Here is an 18,646-nt window from a genome sequence, read left to right as displayed (position 1 = left end):
CTTACAGCCAAAAGGAACAATCATGTCGCAATATCCGCATTTACTTCAGCCATTGGATTTAGGTTTTACTACTTTAAAAAATCGTGTCTTGATGGGTTCGATGCACATTGGCTTGGAGGAAGCACCGAATGGCTATGCACGTATGGCGAGCTTCTATGCCAAGCGCGCGCAAGGTGGTGTGGGCTTGATTGTGACTGGTGGTATTGCACCGAATGATGCAGGGCGTACCTTTGATCATGCGGCAAAACTAGATACCACCGAAGAAGCAGATAAACATAAAATCATCACCGAAGCAGTGCATGAGTCTGGTGGTAAGATCGCCTTACAGATTTTGCATACGGGACGCTATTCTTATCAGCAAAATATCGTTGCACCATCTGCGGTACAAGCGCCGATCAATGCGATTAAGCCGAAACAACTCAGCGCAGAAGAAATCAAACAAACCATTGCAGATTTTGTCCAATGTGCCACGCTTGCTCAATATGCAGGCTATGATGGTGTGGAAATCATGGGTTCGGAAGGCTATTTGATTAATGAGTTTATCGCTGAACGAACCAATCATCGTGATGATGAGTGGGGCGGTAGCTATGAAAACCGTATGCGCTTCGCTGTGGAAATCGTCAAGCAGACTCGTGAAGCGCTGGGTGAGCATTTTATTATTATTTACCGTCTTTCGATGCTAGACCTTGTAGAGGGTGGTTCGACTTTAGAGGAAGTGATCCAACTGGGCAAAGCCATTGAGAAAGCAGGTGCAACGATTATCAATACAGGGATTGGTTGGCATGAAGCTCGGATTCCGACCATTGCCACTAAGGTACCTCGTGCGGCATTTACATGGGTCACAGAAAAATTAAAAAAACATCTCACTGTGCCGTTGATTACGTCGAATCGGATTAATACGCCTGAAGTTGCCGAATATGTTTTGGCACAAGGGCATGCGGATATGGTGTCGATGGCTCGTCCGATGCTCGCCGATCCTGATTTTGTAAACAAAGCCAGTGAAGGACGTAGCGATGAAATCAATAGTTGTATCGGTTGTAACCAAGCGTGTTTAGATCATATTTTTAGCAATAAAATCGCCACTTGCCTTGTCAATCCAGAAGCGGCGTATGAAACAGAGTTACTCTTTCCATTGGCAGATGAAGCTAAGCAAATTGCTGTCGTTGGCGCAGGTCCTGCAGGTTGTAGTTTTGCACTTTATGCAGCGAAGCGTGGTCATCAAGTGACACTATTTGAGGCTGATCATCAAATCGGTGGTCAGTTTAATATTGCCAAAACCATTCCAGGCAAAGAAGAGTTCTATGAAACCTTGCGTTATTTCAAACGTCAGATCGAATTAAGTGACAATATTAGCTTGAAGTTAAATCATCGTGTCACTTTTGAAGAGCTAAATAAAGATGAATTTGATGCTGTCGTCGTGGCAACAGGTGTTACACCTCGTCAACTTGATTTTGACGGCGCAGATTCTGAGCAAGTCATCAGCTACCTTGATGTGCTCAAACATAAAAAATATGTAGGGAAAAGTGTAGCGATCATTGGTGCAGGCGGTATAGGTTTTGATACCGCAGAATATCTACTGCAAGAAGGTGATAATGCGACGATGAATCCTGAGTTGTTTTATCGTCAGTGGGGCATTGATAAAGACTATCAGGGGGAAGGTGGCGTAAAAGCTGCACAGCATGATGAGCCGATCCGAGAGATATACTTGCTACAACGTAAAAATAGCGCAGTGGGTGCCAATCTAGGTAAAACTACAGGTTGGATACATCGTACAGGATTGAAAAATCATCAAGTCAAAATGCTATCAGGTGTGAGCTATGACAAGTTCGATGAAGATGGTTTACACATTCATGTCAATGATGAAGCGAAATTGTTAACCGTAGATCATGTGGTGGTTTGTGCAGGTCAGGAGTCATTTACTGCAATGTATGATGCACTGAAACAAGTGGGTAAAAATGTCCATTTGATCGGTGGTGCAAAAGAGGCAGGTGAGCTTGATGCCAAACGTGCGATACGACAAGGTGCTGAGTTAGCAGCGAAGATTTAATGATACTTTTGAAGATGTATTGATTCGATTTTTGATGCTTTTTTGATGTTTTTATTTGAGTGTAGGCCATGTTGCGTAAGTTGTGGTTATTAATGAAATGGTTGATCATCATTTTAGTGATTTTGATTGTACTGGCTTATTTGTTTTTACGTTTTGCACCAACTTTTGGCGGGCAACCTGATGCAAAAAGTCAGCAGAAGATTGAGGCATCAAAACATTTTAATGGTGAAGTTTTTAAAAACTTAATTGAAACCAAAAATGATACATCAACTGCAGAGAGCCCATCCTTAGCATCGACGCTGTATCAACTTGTATATCCACCTGCGGAGAAGAATCCCACTGATATACTGGTGATGCGTGCTTTAAATTTACATCAACAACCTTTGCAAAATGGACAATTGGTCTGGCTTGGGCATTCTTCGGTGCTGTTTCGGACAGATGATCTCACCATCATGACTGATCCTGTATTTAATCGTGCCTCACCGATTCCAATCGGTGGAAAAGTCTTTGCAATGGTACATACGCCAAAGATCGACGACATGCCTAAGATTGATGCCGTAATCATTTCTCATGATCATTATGACCATCTCGATCATCAGGCGATTCAAGATATTAATGAAAAAGTAGGGCATTTCTATGTACCACTAGGGATTAAAGCACATCTGCAGCGTTGGGGTGTGAGTGATGCCAAAATCACCGAAATGGATTGGTATGAAGAAGTAACGCTTAAAAATACCCGTTTAGTGTTTACGCCATCTCGTCATTTCAGTGGACGTAAGTTTGAGCGTAATCGTACATTGTGGGGCTCTTGGGTGGTGAAGTCGCCGAATCTATCTTTGTATTTTAGTGGTGATGGTGGTTATTCACCTGAGTTTGCCAAGATCGGTGAGCAGTTTGGTCCATTTGATATTGCTCTGATGGAAGATGGTGCATACAACCAAGCTTGGGCACAGATACATATGTTCCCAGAGCAATCTGTGCAAGCGACACTCGATCTAAAAGCCAAAGCGATGTTACCGATTCATTGGGGCAAGTTTGATTTGGCATTACATGAATGGCGTGATCCAATCGAACGTGCACAAAAAGCCATTGTGAATACACCAATAACACTGACCACACCGATGATTGGAGAGATATTTTCCATTCAGAATTTGCCACAAAGCGAATGGTGGAAATCGCCCTATGCACCAAGAGAATCGTATCAAGCGGATTAATATCTTTTCATGATTGTAAGTTTGGAGTAATGACAATGTCGATGCATGAAATCGAAGATCTTGTGGAAGCCACAATTCGCATCATTGATATCTTAGGTATTTCAAGTCATGAACAACGCCAACTCATCGCCAATTTTATCGTTTACAGGCTTATTTTGATACCAGTTATACCCACTTTCGGCTGATGGATATATTGCTTAAAAATGACTATATGCAAACTTTTCGCATACATAATTTTCCATTAGCAAAGAAATACCCTGAATATTATCAATCACTCAAAACGCAAAATTTTGAATATATTTTTGAACATCCTGTGAATGATCAAGACGATATAGAAACATCGAATGAGATCGTTGCTGTATGGGATCGAGATTCAGACTTTATCTATGTTGAGTTTGGTACGCCTTACTATGCTTTGCATGATGAAGTTGTGGTGTATGACAAAGCATTGGCGGCTGCTAAAAAGATCATTCTGTTAATTCATCAGTCACAGCCAAATCTTGCTTATGATTGGGCATTATTTATGATTTTCTATTTACTCGAAGAAGTGGAAGTTGGTGAAGCAGATCAGATGATTCAGGATTATTTTGCTGACATTCAACCGATCATTGCCGAGATCAAACCTAATAAAGAAGATTTGTGTCTTAGCGAAGTTTTTGAATACGAGAACGAAGAACGAGAAGAGTGGTTAGGTGAAACCACCAACTACGTTTTGCATTATATGAAGATGTAAATCAGTTAAACAACGATGCGCACTAAATAAAACTATGCGCTTTCTATGCAGATTATTCAGCCAGTTGATCTGCAGATATTACGTGCATCCCAAGCTTTTGCTCTAGCGCAGATTGTAATAGTGCTTTAGCAATATTTTGTGCAGGGCTTAAACGCCAAGATTTCGGCAATAATCCATTGAGCGGTCGCATCACATTCAATGCCAGTTTCTCACCTAAGCGAAACTCATCACGATTGCCTTCAATCAATCCAGGTCGGACTAAAGTTAAGGATGGAAAATGTAAATCTTTTAACGCCTGTTCCAACTCACCTTTGACTTGATTATAAAAAATCATCGAATCTGCATTTGCGCCCATTGCAGAATTTAGCACATAGGTGGAAATATGATTTTGCTTAGCAATTTCAGCGAATGTTAATGGATAGTGATGATCGACTTTGCGAAAAGCATCTTTTGAACCCGCTTGTTTCATGGTGGTGCCGAGTGCACTGATCACCGCATCGATTTCTTTTAAATTGATCTGTGTTGGCAGTTGCGCCTCAATGTGCCCAAAATCCAATTGAAATTGTTGAAGTTTATCATGCTCCAACGGCATGAGTTTGCGCACAGGACAAAAGACTTTAGTCACTCGTGGGTGGTGTAAAGCCTGCGCAAGCACTTGTTGACCCACGACACCAGTTGCACCAAGTAATAAAATTTTCATCTTATAAATTCCTTAATTTTTCAATCATTCATCTTTTCTATTTCCAATATAAATAAGACGATGTCTAAAACAAGGTTTTCTTTGTGAATTTTTTTACTTTTACAATGTTGTAGATAATAAAAAACCTTTAACAGATTTATCCATTAAAGGCTTTGAGTTTCTTAAAGCTGAGCTTTAAATATTAGTTTTCTTCAGGTGCTGGACTATGTTCTTCGACCAATGTACGGAGTTCACCATTTTGGAACATTTCCATCATGATGTCGCTACCACCGATCAATTCTTTATTCACCCAGAGTTGTGGGAAAGTCGGCCAGTTGGCAATCGCAGGAAGTGTTGCACGAATATCTTGATTTTCAAGAATATTTACATAAGCAAAAGGGCGACCGATTTGGCTCAAGATTTCGACTGCACGTGCAGAAAAACCACACTGTGGAAATTGTGGTGTGCCTTTCATATAAAGTAATACCGCATGTTTCTCGATTTGATCACGGATCAATGCTTCGGTATCACGAGCTTGTTCAGTCATTTTCATTTCCTCTATTTCAATGCGGCTATTATAGCCAAAATCCGATCATGACTAAAGCATCATTTTTACTGGATTACATATGATCAAGGTATTTCCACAAGACAAAAAATCACTTGGATTGACCTAGCTTTCGTTATACATTGGAAATGCTTTTATCTTTTTCTTTTGGTAGAAGTTTTTTAATTAATTCCATTTATTTTTTATATAGAGATAAATCATGGCACAGTTTACTAAAGCTCCTGTTCAAACTAATCAACCATCACATCTGATGCAGACTTATGCACGTCAGCCGATTGCGTTTGTTCGAGGACGAGGTGCTTATCTCTATACCGAAGATGGTACGGAATACTTAGATGCACTATCTGGTATTGCCGTGTGTGGTTTAGGTCATGCACATCCTGCGATCGCCGAAGCGATTGCCGATCAAGCACAGACCTTAATTCATACCAGTAACCTTTATGAAATTCCGTGGCAAACTGCTGCGGCGCAAAAGCTCGCTGAAATATCAGGCATGGATGAGGTATTTTTTTCCAATAGCGGTGCAGAAGCCAATGAAGGTGCGATCAAGATTGCACGTAAATATGGTAATGATCGAGATATACTTAATGGCAAAATTATCGTTGCTGAGAAATCTTTTCATGGTCGTACTTTAGCGACGCTCTCTGCAACGGGTAATGCCAAAGTTCAAGAAGGCTTTGCGCCATTGGTGGATAATTTCTTACGTGTACCATTTGGTGATATGGATGCTATTGAAAAATTAGCATTAACCAATCCTGATATTGTGGCGATTTTTGTGGAGCCGATTCAAGGTGAGGGCGGTATCAATACTGCACCACAAGGCTTTCAATATCTGCAACAGCTTCGTGATATCTGTGATAAAAACGATTGGCTATTAATGCTCGATGAAATCCAAACAGGTAATGGTCGTACAGGCAAATATTTCGCCTATCAACATACCAATATTCGCCCTGATGTAGTGACCACGGCGAAAGGTTTGGGCAATGGTTTTCCCATTGGTGCAGTACTCACCAGTGGTAAAGCTGTTGGCGTACTTGCAGCAGGCAATCATGGTTCGACCTATGGCGGTACGGCACTTGGTAGCCGTGTAGTTTGTACCGTGATTGATAGTTTGATTGGAGAAGCTGCGATTATCAACGCATCAAAAATTGGTCAATATATTGCGGATGAGTTGAATCGTCGACTCTCTGTACATGATGTCAATGTGCGTGGTTTCGGCATGATGATTGGTATTGAGTTGCCAAAAGATTGCGCAGAATTGGTTGCTCGTGCACGAGATGAAAAGCAACTGATCCTCAATGTCACAGCAGGAAACGTGGTGCGTTTATTACCACCGTTGAATCTGACACAAGATCAAGCAGATGATTTACTCAATCGCTTAGTCCCATTGATTGAAGACTTCTTGGCTTAAAGGCTTTTTAAAGTTTTAGAGTAAAGAAAAAGGTTCTCATATGGAGAACCTTTTTTTAATTTGGCATTACAGTGTAATGACGATAAATCTAAGATTAGAACAAACCACTAAAGAACAGTTTGATATGGTCGATCAAACGAGCAAAGAAGCCTGATTCTTCAACTGCTTTTAGAACGACCAAAGGCTGTTCTGCAACGACTTTACCATTTGATGTTGCTGTGATTTTACCAACGACTTGACCTTGCTTCAGTGGTGCACGAAGCTCAGGGTTAACTTGCAGTTTGGTTTCGATATTGTCTGCTTGACCTTTTGGCATGGTCGTCGCAAGCGCGTCAACGATACCTAGCTGTACAACATCTTCTTGACCAAACCACACTGGACTTGTAGCTAATGCCTGTTTGGCAGGGCGGATAATTGTTGTTTCAAAGTTGCCAAAGCCCCAGTTGAGCAATTCACGTGTTTGCGTTGCACGTGCTTGCATGGTTGGTGCGCCCATGATCACGGTGATCAAACGCATTGGACCACGCTTACTTGAAGTGGTTAAACAAAATCCTGCTTCTTCGGTATGTCCAGTCTTAAGACCATCTACGCTTGGATCGGTATAAAGCAAAGCATTACGATTACCTTGCTTGATGCCATTGAAGGTAAATTCTTTTTCTGAATAGATTGGATAGTATTTTGAACTATCGTGAATAATGTGTTTTGCCAAGTTCGCCATATCGAGCGCACTGGAATAGTGACCTTCAGCTGGCATACCTGTTGAGTTGATGAAGTTGGTATCGTTCATGCCGATACGTTTCGCCTCTTGGTTCATCATATGCGCAAAGGTGCCTTCATTGCCTGCAATATGTTCAGCCATCGCCTTTGACGCATCATTACCCGACTGGACGATGATGCCACGAAGCATTTCTAAAGCTGTTGCTGTACCGTTTAGCGGAACGTACATACATGATTCGCTACTGCTCCCACGACACCATGCCGATTCATTCATACGAACTTTTTCGTCTTCGGTGAGTTCACCTTTGAGTAATTTTTGTTCGATGATGTAGCTCGTCATCATCTTGGTCATAGATGCAGGCGCAAGATGCTCATTTTCATTTTTTGATGCGAGGATTTTACCTGAGTCAAAATCCATGATGACGTATGATTTATTATCCAGTTCAGGTGGTGAAGGGATCACCGTTGCAGCATAGCTCAGCTGGGCAGTTGAAGCGATCAGTGTTGCTGTGAGAGTTGTTGTGTAGGTCATTGTTGATGCGAAACGGCGAGCCATGCGATGTTATCCAATACGAAATTTAACAAAATCTAAAAACAACATTCTAAAATAGCAATGCGCTTAAACCAAATGATTTAAGCGCATTTCAGCTGTATTTTTGTTAATTGATTTTGCTGGCTTGGATAATCTAAAGATATACAAGTCACTCAGTTAAAACACAGACATCATTTAAGTCGTTTTTTTACCCCATTGCACCATTTCTAGACACACTTCACGATTGTCTTCACGGCTGTATTTAGACGCATTTTGGCGAGCTTGGGAAAGGACTTCTTGATAGTCACCTTCTTCACTCAATGCTTCTACAGCAAGTACAGGGTCTGAAATACCTGGTAGCATTTCGGTGAGCATACGCTCATAGCCTTTGTTAAAATTCTGATTTTTGCCAATGATGTCAGGGCAGATTTCTGAGAGTACATGTACCACAGCGACTTCTTCTTTCGTGGTTTGAATCGCAGGAGTGATCTCGATGTTATTTTCTGCTTTCTCAGCAGACTTTGATTTGTCAGCTTCAGCAAATACTGAAAAGCTAGAAAGCGTTAAAAGGGTTGCGCTCAATGTCACAGCCAATACATTTTTTACCGATTTTTGCATTATAAAAACCTTCAATTCATACAGAGTTTGCAAATTTCTTTTACAATAGCCAAGCTTACAATTCGTGACTAGATGACTTTTGTAGACTTTTTTGTAGATTGTTTAACCGAGTAATAACGTGAATATATTAATTTCTAATGATGACGGTGTGTTCGCACCGGGTATTCAAGCCTTAGCAAAAGCTTTATCTGAAATTGCCAATGTGACTATTGTTGCACCCGAAAGTGAGCGTAGCGGATTTTCATCTGCACTGACTTTAGATCGTCCGCTTCGTGCGACAGAGATTTCTCCAAAAGTTTGGGCGGTGAATGGTACGCCAGCGGATTGCGTCTATCTTTCGATGAATGGGTTGTTTAATCATCTTGCGCAGAGTGATACGCCAGATCAGCATTTTGACTTGGTGGTGTCAGGGATTAATAGTGGTCCAAATCTTGGCGATGATGTGTTGTATTCGGGTACGGTTGGCGCTGCATTTGAAGGTCGGTTGATGAAACAACCTGCGATTGCGGTTTCTTTTGCAGGGCCAAATGTGCGTAGCTATGAACATCCTGATGATTATGCAAAAGCTGCAAATTGGGTTAAAGACTTTGTCAAAGCAGGGCTACCGAGTTTGCCACCACGTCATATTTTGAATATTAATATTCCAGATGTTGAGGAGTATGCAGGGGTGCAAGTCACGCATCTTGGACGTCGTACGCAATCCAAGCCAATCACAAGTCATGTTGATCCACGTGGTCGTCAGGTGTATTGGATTGGACTTTCTGGTGAAGCGATTGTTGAAGTGAATAAAGAGGCAGGTGCGATACAGTCGGATTTTTACGCAGTGCTCAACAGCTATATCAGCATCACGCCGATCAAGATGGATTCGACAAATTACGAATTGCTCGAGCAGTTGGCAGAGCAAGTTGGTTAAAAGACGCCAAACAATTGATATTGAAGAATTGACTATGATTCAAATATGCATAAAAAAACAGCAAATGTAAGAAAATATGTTATTGCTTTGTGACATTTTCAATCTGCAATGCAAAGTTTTGGCAATATTTGGTATCCTCAAAGGCATCGATAGATGATGTTATTTTTATTTAAAAAATTTGTTTAGAAGTCAGGAATTTTGATTCATGGAATACCGTGTTATCCGTAATGTAATGGTGCTTAGTGTATTGTCAGGTACGCTTTTCGTTGGATGTGCTTCGAAACCGACCATTAATCAACAAAGCTCACGGGTATTTTATGTCCCAGAATTTTATACCGTAAAATCAGGCGATAGCCTCAGTAAAATTGCGCAGAAATACGGTTTGGATTATCGAGAGATTGCCCGAATTAATAATATTGAGACTATGGATATCATCTACGTTAATCAATCACTGCGTTTACGAGGAAACAGTAAAAACACCTCTAGACTGGTGCAAACTCGCCCAATCCAAGAGCAAGGCACGATTCAACGCGAAAGTGTCTTGACCCAAGCGCAGAATGCGACAGTACCTAATCAAGTCAATGTGGTTCAGCCTAACATCCCGACGACTGCACCAGCTGTTGGGCTAGGCAATACACCCGCACCAACGATTAATCCAAATCCAGTTGCAACCTCGACGCAAGGTTTGAACTGGGTGATGCCGAGTAATGGTCGAGTAATTGATCGCTATGACTTGAGTCAAAATAAAAAAGGCGTTCGATTTGCAGGGAATTCAGGCGATCCAATCTATGCAGCCGCAGCAGGTGAAGTAGTTTATGCTGACGATGGGTTGAAAGAATATGGTCAATTGGTCTTGTTGCGTCATAGCAATGGCTACATTACAGCCTATGCGCACAATAGCAAACTGGTTGTCAAAAACGGTGATAAAGTCACTGCAGGTCAAAAAATTGCTGAGATGGGTAGCACAGGAACGAACAAAACCATGTTGGAATTCCAAGTTCGACTTGACGGTAAGCCTATTGATCCTGTAAGTATTTTGCCAATTAGTTAAGCTGATTGTATTTTATTTGCTGATCTTTTCGTTTAAGATCAAGTTATTAAATAAGTTGAGTATCAAGTTGTGTTAGAAAATCTTCGTGCGATGGGTGTATTTGCCTGCGTGGTAGAGCGTGGATCTTTTAGTGGCGCTGCCAAAGATCTAGGTATTACAACCAGTGCGGTGAGCCAACAAATTCGCTCACTTGAACTTGAGCTCAATGTCACCTTGCTTCATCGCTCTACACGTAAAATTAGCATGACAGAAGCAGGGCAAGCTTTTTTTCAAAGCTGTCAGGAGATGATGGCAGCTGCTGAGCGTGGCAAAATACGCATTAGCGAACTTCAAGACAATCTGATTGGTGAACTGCGCCTTGCAACATCTCCAGAGCTTGCTTCACTGCATATTGTGCCTGCATTATCTCGATGGATCATGGCGCATGAAACATTGAAAGTGAACATTCTTGCATCAGAGCAATATTTGAACTTGATTGAAGAGCGCATTGATGTTGCGATTCGTATGAGTCAGCATATCAGTGATGATGAGTTTGAAGTCTATCCGATGGCTCGTGTTCAGCAAATCTTGGTTGCATCGCCAAGTTATCTTAATCAACGTCCTGCGATTGAGCATCCTAAAGATTTATTGGAGCATCAACTATTGCCTGTAGATTTGATGAAGAATTTTTCTAAACTCAAATTTAGCAATGAAAAAACTGGCGAAAATGTTGAGCTTGAAGTCCCTGTAAAAGTACGCACTAATAATGTTTTTGTGATGAAAACATTATGTCATGAAGGGCATGGTATCGGTCGAATCTTGCACCTCGATGCACAGCAAGAGCTCAAGCGTGGTGAGTTTGTCGAAGTATTGCCTGATTGGAAACTTCCTGAATATACCTTGTATGCAGTGACCTTGAAGCGTGAGCAACAACCTGTAAAAGTGATTCGTTGTATTGAAGCGCTGAAAAGCTATTTTTCACAGCTACCTGGTGGACGTTAAATACTAAAATTTAACAATGCAAAAGCGAATACTGAAAAGCTAAATTTCATAAAGGTTGATTCGTGTGAATCAGCCTTTTTTTTTCGAACAAGTTTTTTGATTATTTTTCAGTTAGCAATTTTTATGATCGAAATCTTAGCGATGAGATATACATTGCAGATATAGACAAAAGCATTTTGTTCTCTGTAATATGCAAAAACGGTCACATTCTATAATGATGAAGAATTAGGGAAAACGTCATGACAAATCTAGCGAGTTTAGTTGAAGCAATTGCCAAGCAAGCACTTGGCGGGCAAACAGGCGCAGGGCAACAACAAAGCACTACTCAAAATCATCAAAATACACAGCAAAATGCCAATAATGCAGGTGGCTTAGGCAGTATCTTGGGCTCTGTGCTTGGCAATCTAGGCGGTGCATCTCAGCAAAATGCAAATAATGCAGGTGGGCTAGGCAGTATCCTCGGTTCTGTGCTTGGGCAACTCGGCGGTACGCAAGGTCGTACTGGCGGTGGTGGTAAGAGTGGATTGTTGATTGCAGTGTTACCAATCGTTTTGGCGTGGATTCAAAAGCAAGGTGGTTTGCAAGGTGCACTTGATAAACTCACCAAATCAGGTCTTGGTAGTCAAGCTCAATCTTGGGTAGACCCAAGTACAGCGCAAAACCAAAGTGTACAAACTGAGCAAGTGCAACAGTTATTTGATGAGCAAGACATTGCACAAGTTGCAAATCAAACCAATGAGCCGACTCAGAACGTCTATGCGGCGATTGCGACGGTACTACCACAAATCATTGATTCGTTGACGCCACAAGGTCAGACAAGCAACTCAGGTGAAGCGAATAATGATATTCAAAATATCCTGAATAGCTTGAATATCAAATAAGTTTTCAGTTTAAAATTGAGATAAACGCAAAAAGCTGAGCATCATGCTCAGCTTTTTTGTTTTCTGAAAAAATCTATCGAAGCGTTTTGAAACTTATTAAAAAACTACTTCAACTTTTTCAGCTTCTTTTTCAGCTTTTTAACTTTGCTTTCTTGCTTACCGATTTTGCTCAAACGCTGTTTGATTTCAAGTTTTACAGATTGCAATTTTTTCTTTACCGCAGTTTTTTTGCTGACTTTCTTCGCCATTCTAATACTCCTGTGTTTTGTATGGTTTTCAAAAGACTTGCTGTACAAGATCTATTTCAAAAACCTCTACAAATTTTTAATCATTAAAAAATTGGCTTAAGTTACTTCAGGTAATTTAAGTCCTACATATTTACCTTAAAGACTACGGTCGGTCGGCGCAAGTTTACTTACGTTTTGTAATATGAATACAACATGTCCTAACGTGGTAAAAACGTACATTCAACGCATAAAGTTGCTATGCCGAAACAGTCGATTATGCTTAAATATCGGCTATTCGTTTTTATATTATTTCAAGAAATTAGGGATAATTCGTTGATGCGCTCCGATCAAAATAGTTCAAATCAAAATAGCAATGATCCAGAAATCATTGTGCAGATGCGTCAGTTGATTCAGATTTTAGCGAAACATAGCCATGCTTATTATGTGATGGATCAGCCGAGCATCAGTGATGCGGAATACGATCAACTGTTCCATAAGCTCAAAGATTTGGAAGCACGCCATCCTGAATACATTCAAAGCGATTCGCCAACGCAGAAAGTTGGCGGTGAGGCCTTAAAGAAATTCCAATCCATTAAACATGCTGTACCGATGTTGTCCTTGGGCAATGTCTTTAACTTTGATGAGCTCAAAGCCTTTGATCAGCGTATTCAAGATCGTCTACCCAATCAAAAAGTGCAATATGATGTCGAACTGAAACTTGACGGTTTGGCGATTTCACTGTGGTATAGAAACGGTCAACTGGTGCAAGGTGTTACTCGTGGCGATGGTGAAACAGGTGAAGACATTAGTCAAAATGTCCGTACTGTACGCAATATTCCATTGCAACTTATTGCTAATAGCAAGGGTAGCAATGCGCAAGGCGAGATTCCTGAATTACTAGAAGTGCGTGGTGAAGTTTTAATTCCCAAATCAGGCTTTGAAAAGCTCAATCGTGAAGCAGAACAAAAAGGTGAGAAAACCTTTGCCAATCCACGCAATGCCGCAGCAGGTAGTCTACGTCAGCTCGACCCGAAAATTGCCGCAAGTCGTCCACTGGCATTTTATGCGTACGGCATTGCGCAGTGTGAACCGCATCATGACTTAGATTCGATGAGTGCCAGTCTACACTGGTTAAAAACTTTGGGTTTTGAAATCGCCGAGCGACAATGGCTCGTGGATAGCATTGAAGATGTCGAAAATTGCTATCAAGAAATTATGCAAGAGCGTCCAAATCTCTCCGTTGAGATTGACGGTATGGTAATTAAAGTCGATAGCTTACAACAGCAAAAACAGCTTGGTTTTTTGAGTCGTGAGCCACGTTGGGCGACTGCGTATAAATTCCCTGCGCAAGCAGCGCTGACGACGGTTGATAATATCGAATGGCAAGTCGGACGTACAGGTACATTAACCCCTGTTGCACGCCTAAAACCTGTCTTCGTCGGTGGTGTGACGGTATCTAATGTCACGCTACATAATATCGGCGAGATTCATCGCCTTGATGTGCGAGTTGGCGATACAGTGAGCGTGTATCGGACTGGTGATGTGATTCCCAAAGTCGAAAAAGTTTGGCAAGAATTCCGTCCTGATACAGCCCAAGTGGTTGAATTACCAAGCCAATGTCCTGTGTGTGAGTCGCCTGTAGTCATGCCTGAGGGCGAAGCATTGGCACGTTGTTCGGGTGGTCTGTACTGTGCCTCACAGCGCATCGAAGCGATTCGGCATTTTGTGGCTCGTAAGGCGATGGATATTGAAGGTTTGGGTGATCGTTGGGTAGAGTCGTTGTTACATCTCGAATTACTGGATAATGTCGCAGATATTTACAGTTTACATCTGCATCGTGAAAAATTGCTCATCATTGAAAAGATGGGCGAAAAATCCGTTCAGAACTTAATCGATGCGATTGAACAAAGTAAAGAAACCGAGCTTCACCGATTCATCTATGCGCTGGGTATTCGTGGCGTGGGTGAAACCACAGCACGGATGCTTGCCAATCAATTCCAAACTTTAGATGCGTTGATGTCGGCGGATTTGGAACAACTCAAGAAAACGCCTGATGTGGGTGACATTACTGCAGAATGGATTTTTGATTTCTTTCATGCTGAGCATAATATCGAAGTGATTCAAGCCTTACTTGATGCAGGGGTTCACTGGGCTGCACCGCGAGCGCCGACACGTCAGCCACTCAATGGAGAAAGTTGGGTAGTCACAGGCACGCTTGCCAGTATGGGGCGTGATGAGGCGACACAGCGTTTGCAGGCGCTTGGTGCGAGGGTGTCGGGTAGTGTGTCGAGTAAGACCAAGTGTGTGGTGGCAGGTGAGAAAGCAGGCAGTAAACTCGATAAAGCGGAAAAGCTTGGTGTGGCGGTGATGAATGAAGATGAATTTTTGCAGATGTTGGGGGAGTTTCAGGTTTAAAAGTATTAAAATTCTCAATCTTAAAATTGGTTTAAGGATATGATGATTGATAATTTGGTAAATCAATTGTTAAACCTCAGCAAAATTGAATAATAAGGACGAAGTTAATGGAAGCAGGAAAAAGAACAATTAGAGATATTTTCAATAGAGGAAGAAATTTAGAAATTCCTTTTTTTCAAAGAGCTTATGTTTGGGATACCGAACAATGGCAAAGATTTTTAGAAGATATGCGTATGGTTTCAATAACCAAAAGACCATACTTTTTGGGCTCTGTCATTCTAAAGCAACAGGAAACCGCTTCCAATAAGGATTCGATATTAACTGTTATTGACGGACAACAACGACTTACGACATTGAACATTTTTTTAAAAGTGTTGTGTCTTAAAAATAACGCTGTTTCTGACTTTACAGAAACTTTTAAAAAGCAAAGAGATAAGTCAATTATTCTACTTCACAACCACAATGACCAATATTCATTTAATAAAGTTGTAAATCTTGAAGCAATTCAAGTTTTTAAAGACGTTTCAGAAAACGACCACATTCTCGCAGCTTATAACTTTTTCAATGAAAATATTACAGAAGACGACTTAACAAACTCTTTGGACTTCTTCAATATTTTAGACAATATCCTATTCGTTGGCATTGACCTTGGTTATGAAGAAGATGAACAACAAATATTCGATACAATAAACTCACTTGGTGTTCGATTGACAACAGCCGAACTGCTAAAAAACTACTTCTTCAAACGTGATGAAATCGAAAATTACGAGAAGTATTGGAAAAAGATATTTGAAAAAGATGATGAAACTAAAATCTACTGGGATAGAGAAATCACAACAGGTCGTTTAAAGAGAACATTCATTGACCTATTTTTCTACTCTTATCTTCAAATCAAAATTCAAGAACCAGAATTAAAAGTAAAAACGGAAGATAAAATTGAGTTTTCAAAGGTTGAAAGCCTTTTTGAATCATATAAGCGTTTTATAAGAGATTACAATTTGGATAAAACTGCAATCCTTGATGAAATCAGAGATTACGCAATCTTATTTAAAGACAATTTCGACTATGACATTGTAAACAATGAACTCACTAATGAAAGCGGAATTGAAAGAATTAATGCAATAATCTTTGGGCTTGACACTTCAACTTTAATTCCATACACGCTTTACATTCTCAAAAATGTAGATGACCAAAATCAACGGAATGAATTGTTCGAGTTTATAGAAAGCTATGTAATGCGAAGAATGGTTGTTAAGGCAACTACGAAAAATTACAACCAACTATTTACCGACAGACTTATATCAAACAAAATTCTATCAAAGGAGCAGTTTATCCAATTCCTCGAAACAAAAAATGATAAAGTAAACTATCTGCCAAATGACACGGAATTAAAACAAGGATTTGAAAATTCTGTACTAATCAATAAGCAAACGGCAGGAATTATTTACCTCATTGAATCTAAAATTAGGAACAGACACAAACAAGCAACCCAGCTTTTAGGAATTAATAAATACAGTTTAGAGCATTTAATGCCTAAAAAATGGGAAAATAAATGGAATAGTGTTTCAACCAAAGAAGCCAAAGACTATCGGAACTTCAAATTAAAGACTTTGGGCAATTTGGCTATTATCACACAGTCGTTAAATGCTTCTATTCGAGATGCAAATTGGCCAACCAAGAAAAGAGGAAGCGGAAATAAAGAGGGATTAACTCACTATTCGGGCGGAATTGAAACTCTTGCACCATATCTTGAATTAAGCGAATGGAACGAAACAGAAATTGAAAAAAGAGCTGAATTTCTATTAAATAAAGCAAAGGAAATATGGAAAGCATAAGAAGTTGATAGTATCAGTACTTAACACTCATCGATAATGTAAGCATCGTTAGATTTATCACTATTTAGAGCTTTATATTGTTACCTTATGTTAGAAATGAAGTACTATGATTATAATTTGTTAGTAAGTAAAAAATCCAAACGCCGTAACATTTGGATTTTTTAACGCATAACTTTTAAAGAAAAAAATTACTTTTCAACAAAAGCACGTTCGATCACATAGTCGCCCATCACACCCATACGAGGTGACTCAACCAAACCATGTTGATCAAGCAACGCCGCCACATCTTTTAAGAATGCAGGGCTACCGCAAAGCATGGCACGGTCAGTTTCACGATTGAATTTTGGTAAACCGATCTTTTCAAATAGCGTACCTTCTTCGATATGCGTCGTGACACGACCTTGCGTATGGAACGGCTCACGCGTCACAGTTGGGAAATAGATCAATTTTTCTTTGATCATCAAATCTTCAAACCATTCATTGTTTGGTAGTTCATCCAAGATCAAATCTTGATAAGCCAACTCACTGATATAACGCACACCGTGTACCAAGATCACTTTTTCATATTTTTCATAAGTTTCAGGATCACGGATCAATGAAAGAAATGGCGCAAGTCCCGTCCCTGAAGAAAGGAGATACAAATTTTTCCCAGGTAACAAATCATCATGTACCAAAGTACCTGTCGGTTTTTTTGAGATTAGAATCTCATCACCGACTTGGACTTTTTGCAAGATCGACGTCAAAGGACCGTCTTGTACCTTGATCGAGAAAAACTCTAACTCTTCCTCGTAGTTGGCACTAGCAATCGAGTAGGCACGCATCAATGGTTTGCCATTCACTTCCAAACCGATCATTACAAACTGACCATTCTTAAAGCGCAGGGCAGTGTCACGAGTGGTTTTAAAACTAAATAAAGTATCATTCCAGTGATGAACGTGAGTGATACGTTCTACATTAAATGCAGCCATTTACTTCTCAATAATTGCTCAATAAAAACAGACTGCTATTCTAATCTAAAACGATTCTCGATACACTGAATATAATTAATGGGCTTTATCAAAAAAAGTGATGAACGATCAGATTTCCATGCCGATAATCGGTTATATGTGTTCGCCATTCGTGGAAAAATTTGGCATTCCAAGACAGTCAAACCTTGTCAATACAACGAGTTATATTAAACTGATTGCGCCTTATGATGATATCAACGCATTTCAAGGGATTGAGCAATTTAGTCATCTGTGGTTGCTTTGGCAATTTCATGCTAACGATGTGAAAAAAAGTGATAACGCTGTCGATAAAGCTGGAATATTTCAGCCGATGATTCGTCCGCCACGCTTAGGTGGCAATCAGAAAATTGGTGTGTTTGCCAGTCGTAGCATGTATCGACCATCACAGATCGGTCTATCCGTAGTACAGTTCCTTGAAGTGAAAAAGGTTAAAGATGAACTGCGTTTGTATGTACGAGGCGCTGACATTTTGGATGGCACGCCGATCGTGGATATCAAGCCGTATCTCGCCTATGCCGATGCGATTCCTGATGCGGTGAGCGGTTATGCGCCTGATGCACCGCAGATTTTACAGGTGGTTTGGTCAGAAGAAGCAAGCATTCAAAAGCAAAAACTATTAAATGAAAATATATGTACGGAACAAATATTTCAAGAGTTAGAACAAGTGCTTGCACAAAATCCCAAACCTGCCTATCAGAATGATCCTGAACGGGTTTATGGACTCAGTTTTGCTAATCTCAATGTGAAGTTTCAAATTTCAGAGGAAACTGTGAAAATTTTTGATATGTATAGTTTGTAGGATATTTTAAGTTGAATGACT

Annotated in this window: 17 protein-coding genes; 11 read left to right on the top strand and 6 right to left on the bottom strand. The window is 40.4% G+C overall.

Going from position 1 to position 18,646, the window contains the following annotated elements; all coding sequences use genetic code 11:
- Positions 1-22: 22 nt before the first annotated feature.
- The 3 genes from MKI79_RS07735 (at position 23) to MKI79_RS07725 (ending at position 3,994) form a co-directional block, all read left to right on the top strand.
- Positions 23-2,047 (top strand): NADPH-dependent 2,4-dienoyl-CoA reductase, encoded by a 2,025-nt coding sequence (locus MKI79_RS07735; RefSeq protein ID WP_241571694.1) that lies wholly within the window; start codon positions 23-25, stop codon positions 2,045-2,047.
- Positions 2,048-2,115: 68 nt separating this feature from the next.
- Positions 2,116-3,261 (top strand): MBL fold metallo-hydrolase, encoded by a 1,146-nt coding sequence (locus MKI79_RS07730; RefSeq protein WP_241571692.1) that lies wholly within the window; start codon positions 2,116-2,118, stop codon positions 3,259-3,261.
- Between the two features lie 211 nt (positions 3,262-3,472).
- A complete protein-coding gene (locus MKI79_RS07725) occupies positions 3,473-3,994 on the top strand; it encodes a hypothetical protein (protein ID WP_241571689.1) in 522 nt (173 codons plus the stop codon).
- Between the two features lie 52 nt (positions 3,995-4,046).
- Here MKI79_RS07725 and MKI79_RS07720 read toward each other — a convergent pair whose 3' ends face one another.
- Positions 4,047-4,694: an NAD(P)H-binding protein gene (locus tag MKI79_RS07720; RefSeq protein WP_241571686.1), complete on the bottom strand. Its 648-nt coding sequence runs from the start codon at positions 4,692-4,694 to the stop codon at positions 4,047-4,049.
- Between the two features lie 181 nt (positions 4,695-4,875).
- Positions 4,876-5,220: a Grx4 family monothiol glutaredoxin gene (gene grxD, locus MKI79_RS07715; RefSeq protein WP_241571681.1), complete on the bottom strand. Its 345-nt coding sequence runs from the start codon at positions 5,218-5,220 to the stop codon at positions 4,876-4,878.
- Positions 5,221-5,437: 217 nt separating this feature from the next.
- Here grxD and MKI79_RS07710 point away from each other — a divergent pair, with 217 nt between their 5' ends.
- Complete coding sequence (locus MKI79_RS07710; protein ID WP_241571680.1) at positions 5,438-6,649, top strand: aspartate aminotransferase family protein; 1,212 nt, start codon at positions 5,438-5,440, stop codon at positions 6,647-6,649.
- Between the two features lie 94 nt (positions 6,650-6,743).
- Here the strand turns inward: MKI79_RS07710 and dacC are convergent, their stop codons facing one another.
- Positions 6,744-7,898, bottom strand: coding sequence for a D-alanyl-D-alanine carboxypeptidase PBP5/6 (dacC, locus tag MKI79_RS07705; protein ID WP_241571767.1), 1,155 nt, complete (start codon positions 7,896-7,898; stop codon positions 6,744-6,746).
- A gap of 195 nt (positions 7,899-8,093) precedes the next feature.
- Positions 8,094-8,516 (bottom strand): MCR_0457 family protein, encoded by a 423-nt coding sequence (locus MKI79_RS07700; protein ID WP_241571678.1) that lies wholly within the window; start codon positions 8,514-8,516, stop codon positions 8,094-8,096.
- 118 nt (positions 8,517-8,634) lie between these two features.
- On the opposite strand from MKI79_RS07700, the gene surE reads away from it, so the two are divergent.
- The 4 genes from surE to MKI79_RS07680 all read left to right on the top strand — a co-directional run bounded on the left by surE (position 8,635) and on the right by MKI79_RS07680 (position 12,342).
- The gene (gene surE, locus MKI79_RS07695) at positions 8,635-9,429 is read left to right on the top strand and encodes a 5'/3'-nucleotidase SurE (RefSeq protein WP_241571676.1); all 795 of its coding nucleotides are present in this window, start codon (positions 8,635-8,637) and stop codon (positions 9,427-9,429) included.
- 205 nt (positions 9,430-9,634) lie between these two features.
- Positions 9,635-10,480 carry a peptidoglycan DD-metalloendopeptidase family protein gene (locus MKI79_RS07690; protein ID WP_241571673.1) on the top strand — a complete coding sequence of 282 codons (846 nt, stop codon included), beginning with the start codon at positions 9,635-9,637 and terminating at the stop codon, positions 10,478-10,480.
- A 69-nt stretch (positions 10,481-10,549) separates the two neighbouring features.
- The gene (locus tag MKI79_RS07685) at positions 10,550-11,461 is read left to right on the top strand and encodes a LysR family transcriptional regulator (protein WP_241571671.1); all 912 of its coding nucleotides are present in this window, start codon (positions 10,550-10,552) and stop codon (positions 11,459-11,461) included.
- 239 nt (positions 11,462-11,700) lie between these two features.
- On the top strand, positions 11,701-12,342 hold the full coding sequence (locus MKI79_RS07680) for a YidB family protein (protein WP_241571668.1): 642 nt from the start codon (positions 11,701-11,703) through the stop codon (positions 12,340-12,342).
- A 104-nt stretch (positions 12,343-12,446) separates the two neighbouring features.
- Here MKI79_RS07680 and MKI79_RS07675 read toward each other — a convergent pair whose 3' ends face one another.
- A complete protein-coding gene (locus tag MKI79_RS07675; RefSeq protein WP_241571665.1) occupies positions 12,447-12,590 on the bottom strand; it encodes a hypothetical protein in 144 nt (47 codons plus the stop codon).
- 315 nt (positions 12,591-12,905) lie between these two features.
- Between MKI79_RS07675 and ligA the strand changes: the two genes are divergently transcribed.
- Both ligA and MKI79_RS07665 read left to right on the top strand, forming a co-directional pair.
- Positions 12,906-14,984 (top strand): NAD-dependent DNA ligase LigA, encoded by a 2,079-nt coding sequence (gene ligA / locus MKI79_RS07670; protein WP_241571661.1) that lies wholly within the window; start codon positions 12,906-12,908, stop codon positions 14,982-14,984.
- 107 nt (positions 14,985-15,091) lie between these two features.
- Positions 15,092-16,819 carry a DUF262 domain-containing protein gene (locus tag MKI79_RS07665; protein ID WP_241571658.1) on the top strand — a complete coding sequence of 576 codons (1,728 nt, stop codon included), beginning with the start codon at positions 15,092-15,094 and terminating at the stop codon, positions 16,817-16,819.
- Positions 16,820-17,007: 188 nt separating this feature from the next.
- Here MKI79_RS07665 and MKI79_RS07660 read toward each other — a convergent pair whose 3' ends face one another.
- The gene (locus MKI79_RS07660; protein WP_241571656.1) at positions 17,008-17,787 is read right to left on the bottom strand and encodes a ferredoxin--NADP reductase; all 780 of its coding nucleotides are present in this window, start codon (positions 17,785-17,787) and stop codon (positions 17,008-17,010) included.
- A 100-nt stretch (positions 17,788-17,887) separates the two neighbouring features.
- Here MKI79_RS07660 and tsaA point away from each other — a divergent pair, with 100 nt between their 5' ends.
- Positions 17,888-18,625 carry a tRNA (N6-threonylcarbamoyladenosine(37)-N6)-methyltransferase TrmO gene (gene tsaA, locus MKI79_RS07655; protein ID WP_241571653.1) on the top strand — a complete coding sequence of 246 codons (738 nt, stop codon included), beginning with the start codon at positions 17,888-17,890 and terminating at the stop codon, positions 18,623-18,625.
- Positions 18,626-18,646: the final 21 nt, after the last annotated feature.

Source organism: Acinetobacter sedimenti, from assembly GCF_022601685.1.
In the GTDB taxonomy this organism is placed as follows: Bacteria; Pseudomonadota; Gammaproteobacteria; order Pseudomonadales; family Moraxellaceae; genus Acinetobacter; species Acinetobacter sedimenti.
The sequence above is the reverse complement of the archived record's forward strand: the minus strand, read 5'-3'. Positions and strand labels throughout refer to the sequence as shown.

What these genes read in the sequence shown, in the direction of transcription:
- MKI79_RS07710 (WP_241571680.1), top strand. Translation starts at nt 5,438, where the DNA reads ATGGCACAGTTTACTAAAGCTCCTGTTCAAACTAATCAACCATCACAT.
- ligA (WP_241571661.1), top strand. Translation starts at nt 12,906, where the DNA reads ATGCGCTCCGATCAAAATAGTTCAAATCAAAATAGCAATGATCCAGAA.
- MKI79_RS07730 (WP_241571692.1), top strand. Translation starts at nt 2,116, where the DNA reads ATGTTGCGTAAGTTGTGGTTATTAATGAAATGGTTGATCATCATTTTA.
- tsaA (WP_241571653.1), top strand. Translation starts at nt 17,888, where the DNA reads ATGAACGATCAGATTTCCATGCCGATAATCGGTTATATGTGTTCGCCA.
- MKI79_RS07725 (WP_241571689.1), top strand. Translation starts at nt 3,473, where the DNA reads ATGCAAACTTTTCGCATACATAATTTTCCATTAGCAAAGAAATACCCT.
- MKI79_RS07660 (WP_241571656.1), bottom strand. Translation starts at nt 17,787, where the DNA reads ATGGCTGCATTTAATGTAGAACGTATCACTCACGTTCATCACTGGAAT.
- MKI79_RS07675 (WP_241571665.1), bottom strand. Translation starts at nt 12,590, where the DNA reads ATGGCGAAGAAAGTCAGCAAAAAAACTGCGGTAAAGAAAAAATTGCAA.
- MKI79_RS07735 (WP_241571694.1), top strand. Translation starts at nt 23, where the DNA reads ATGTCGCAATATCCGCATTTACTTCAGCCATTGGATTTAGGTTTTACT.
- MKI79_RS07665 (WP_241571658.1), top strand. Translation starts at nt 15,092, where the DNA reads ATGGAAGCAGGAAAAAGAACAATTAGAGATATTTTCAATAGAGGAAGA.
- MKI79_RS07680 (WP_241571668.1), top strand. Translation starts at nt 11,701, where the DNA reads ATGACAAATCTAGCGAGTTTAGTTGAAGCAATTGCCAAGCAAGCACTT.
- MKI79_RS07720 (WP_241571686.1), bottom strand. Translation starts at nt 4,694, where the DNA reads ATGAAAATTTTATTACTTGGTGCAACTGGTGTCGTGGGTCAACAAGTG.
- grxD (WP_241571681.1), bottom strand. Translation starts at nt 5,220, where the DNA reads ATGACTGAACAAGCTCGTGATACCGAAGCATTGATCCGTGATCAAATC.
- dacC (WP_241571767.1), bottom strand. Translation starts at nt 7,898, where the DNA reads ATGACCTACACAACAACTCTCACAGCAACACTGATCGCTTCAACTGCC.
- MKI79_RS07690 (WP_241571673.1), top strand. Translation starts at nt 9,635, where the DNA reads ATGGAATACCGTGTTATCCGTAATGTAATGGTGCTTAGTGTATTGTCA.
- MKI79_RS07700 (WP_241571678.1), bottom strand. Translation starts at nt 8,516, where the DNA reads ATGCAAAAATCGGTAAAAAATGTATTGGCTGTGACATTGAGCGCAACC.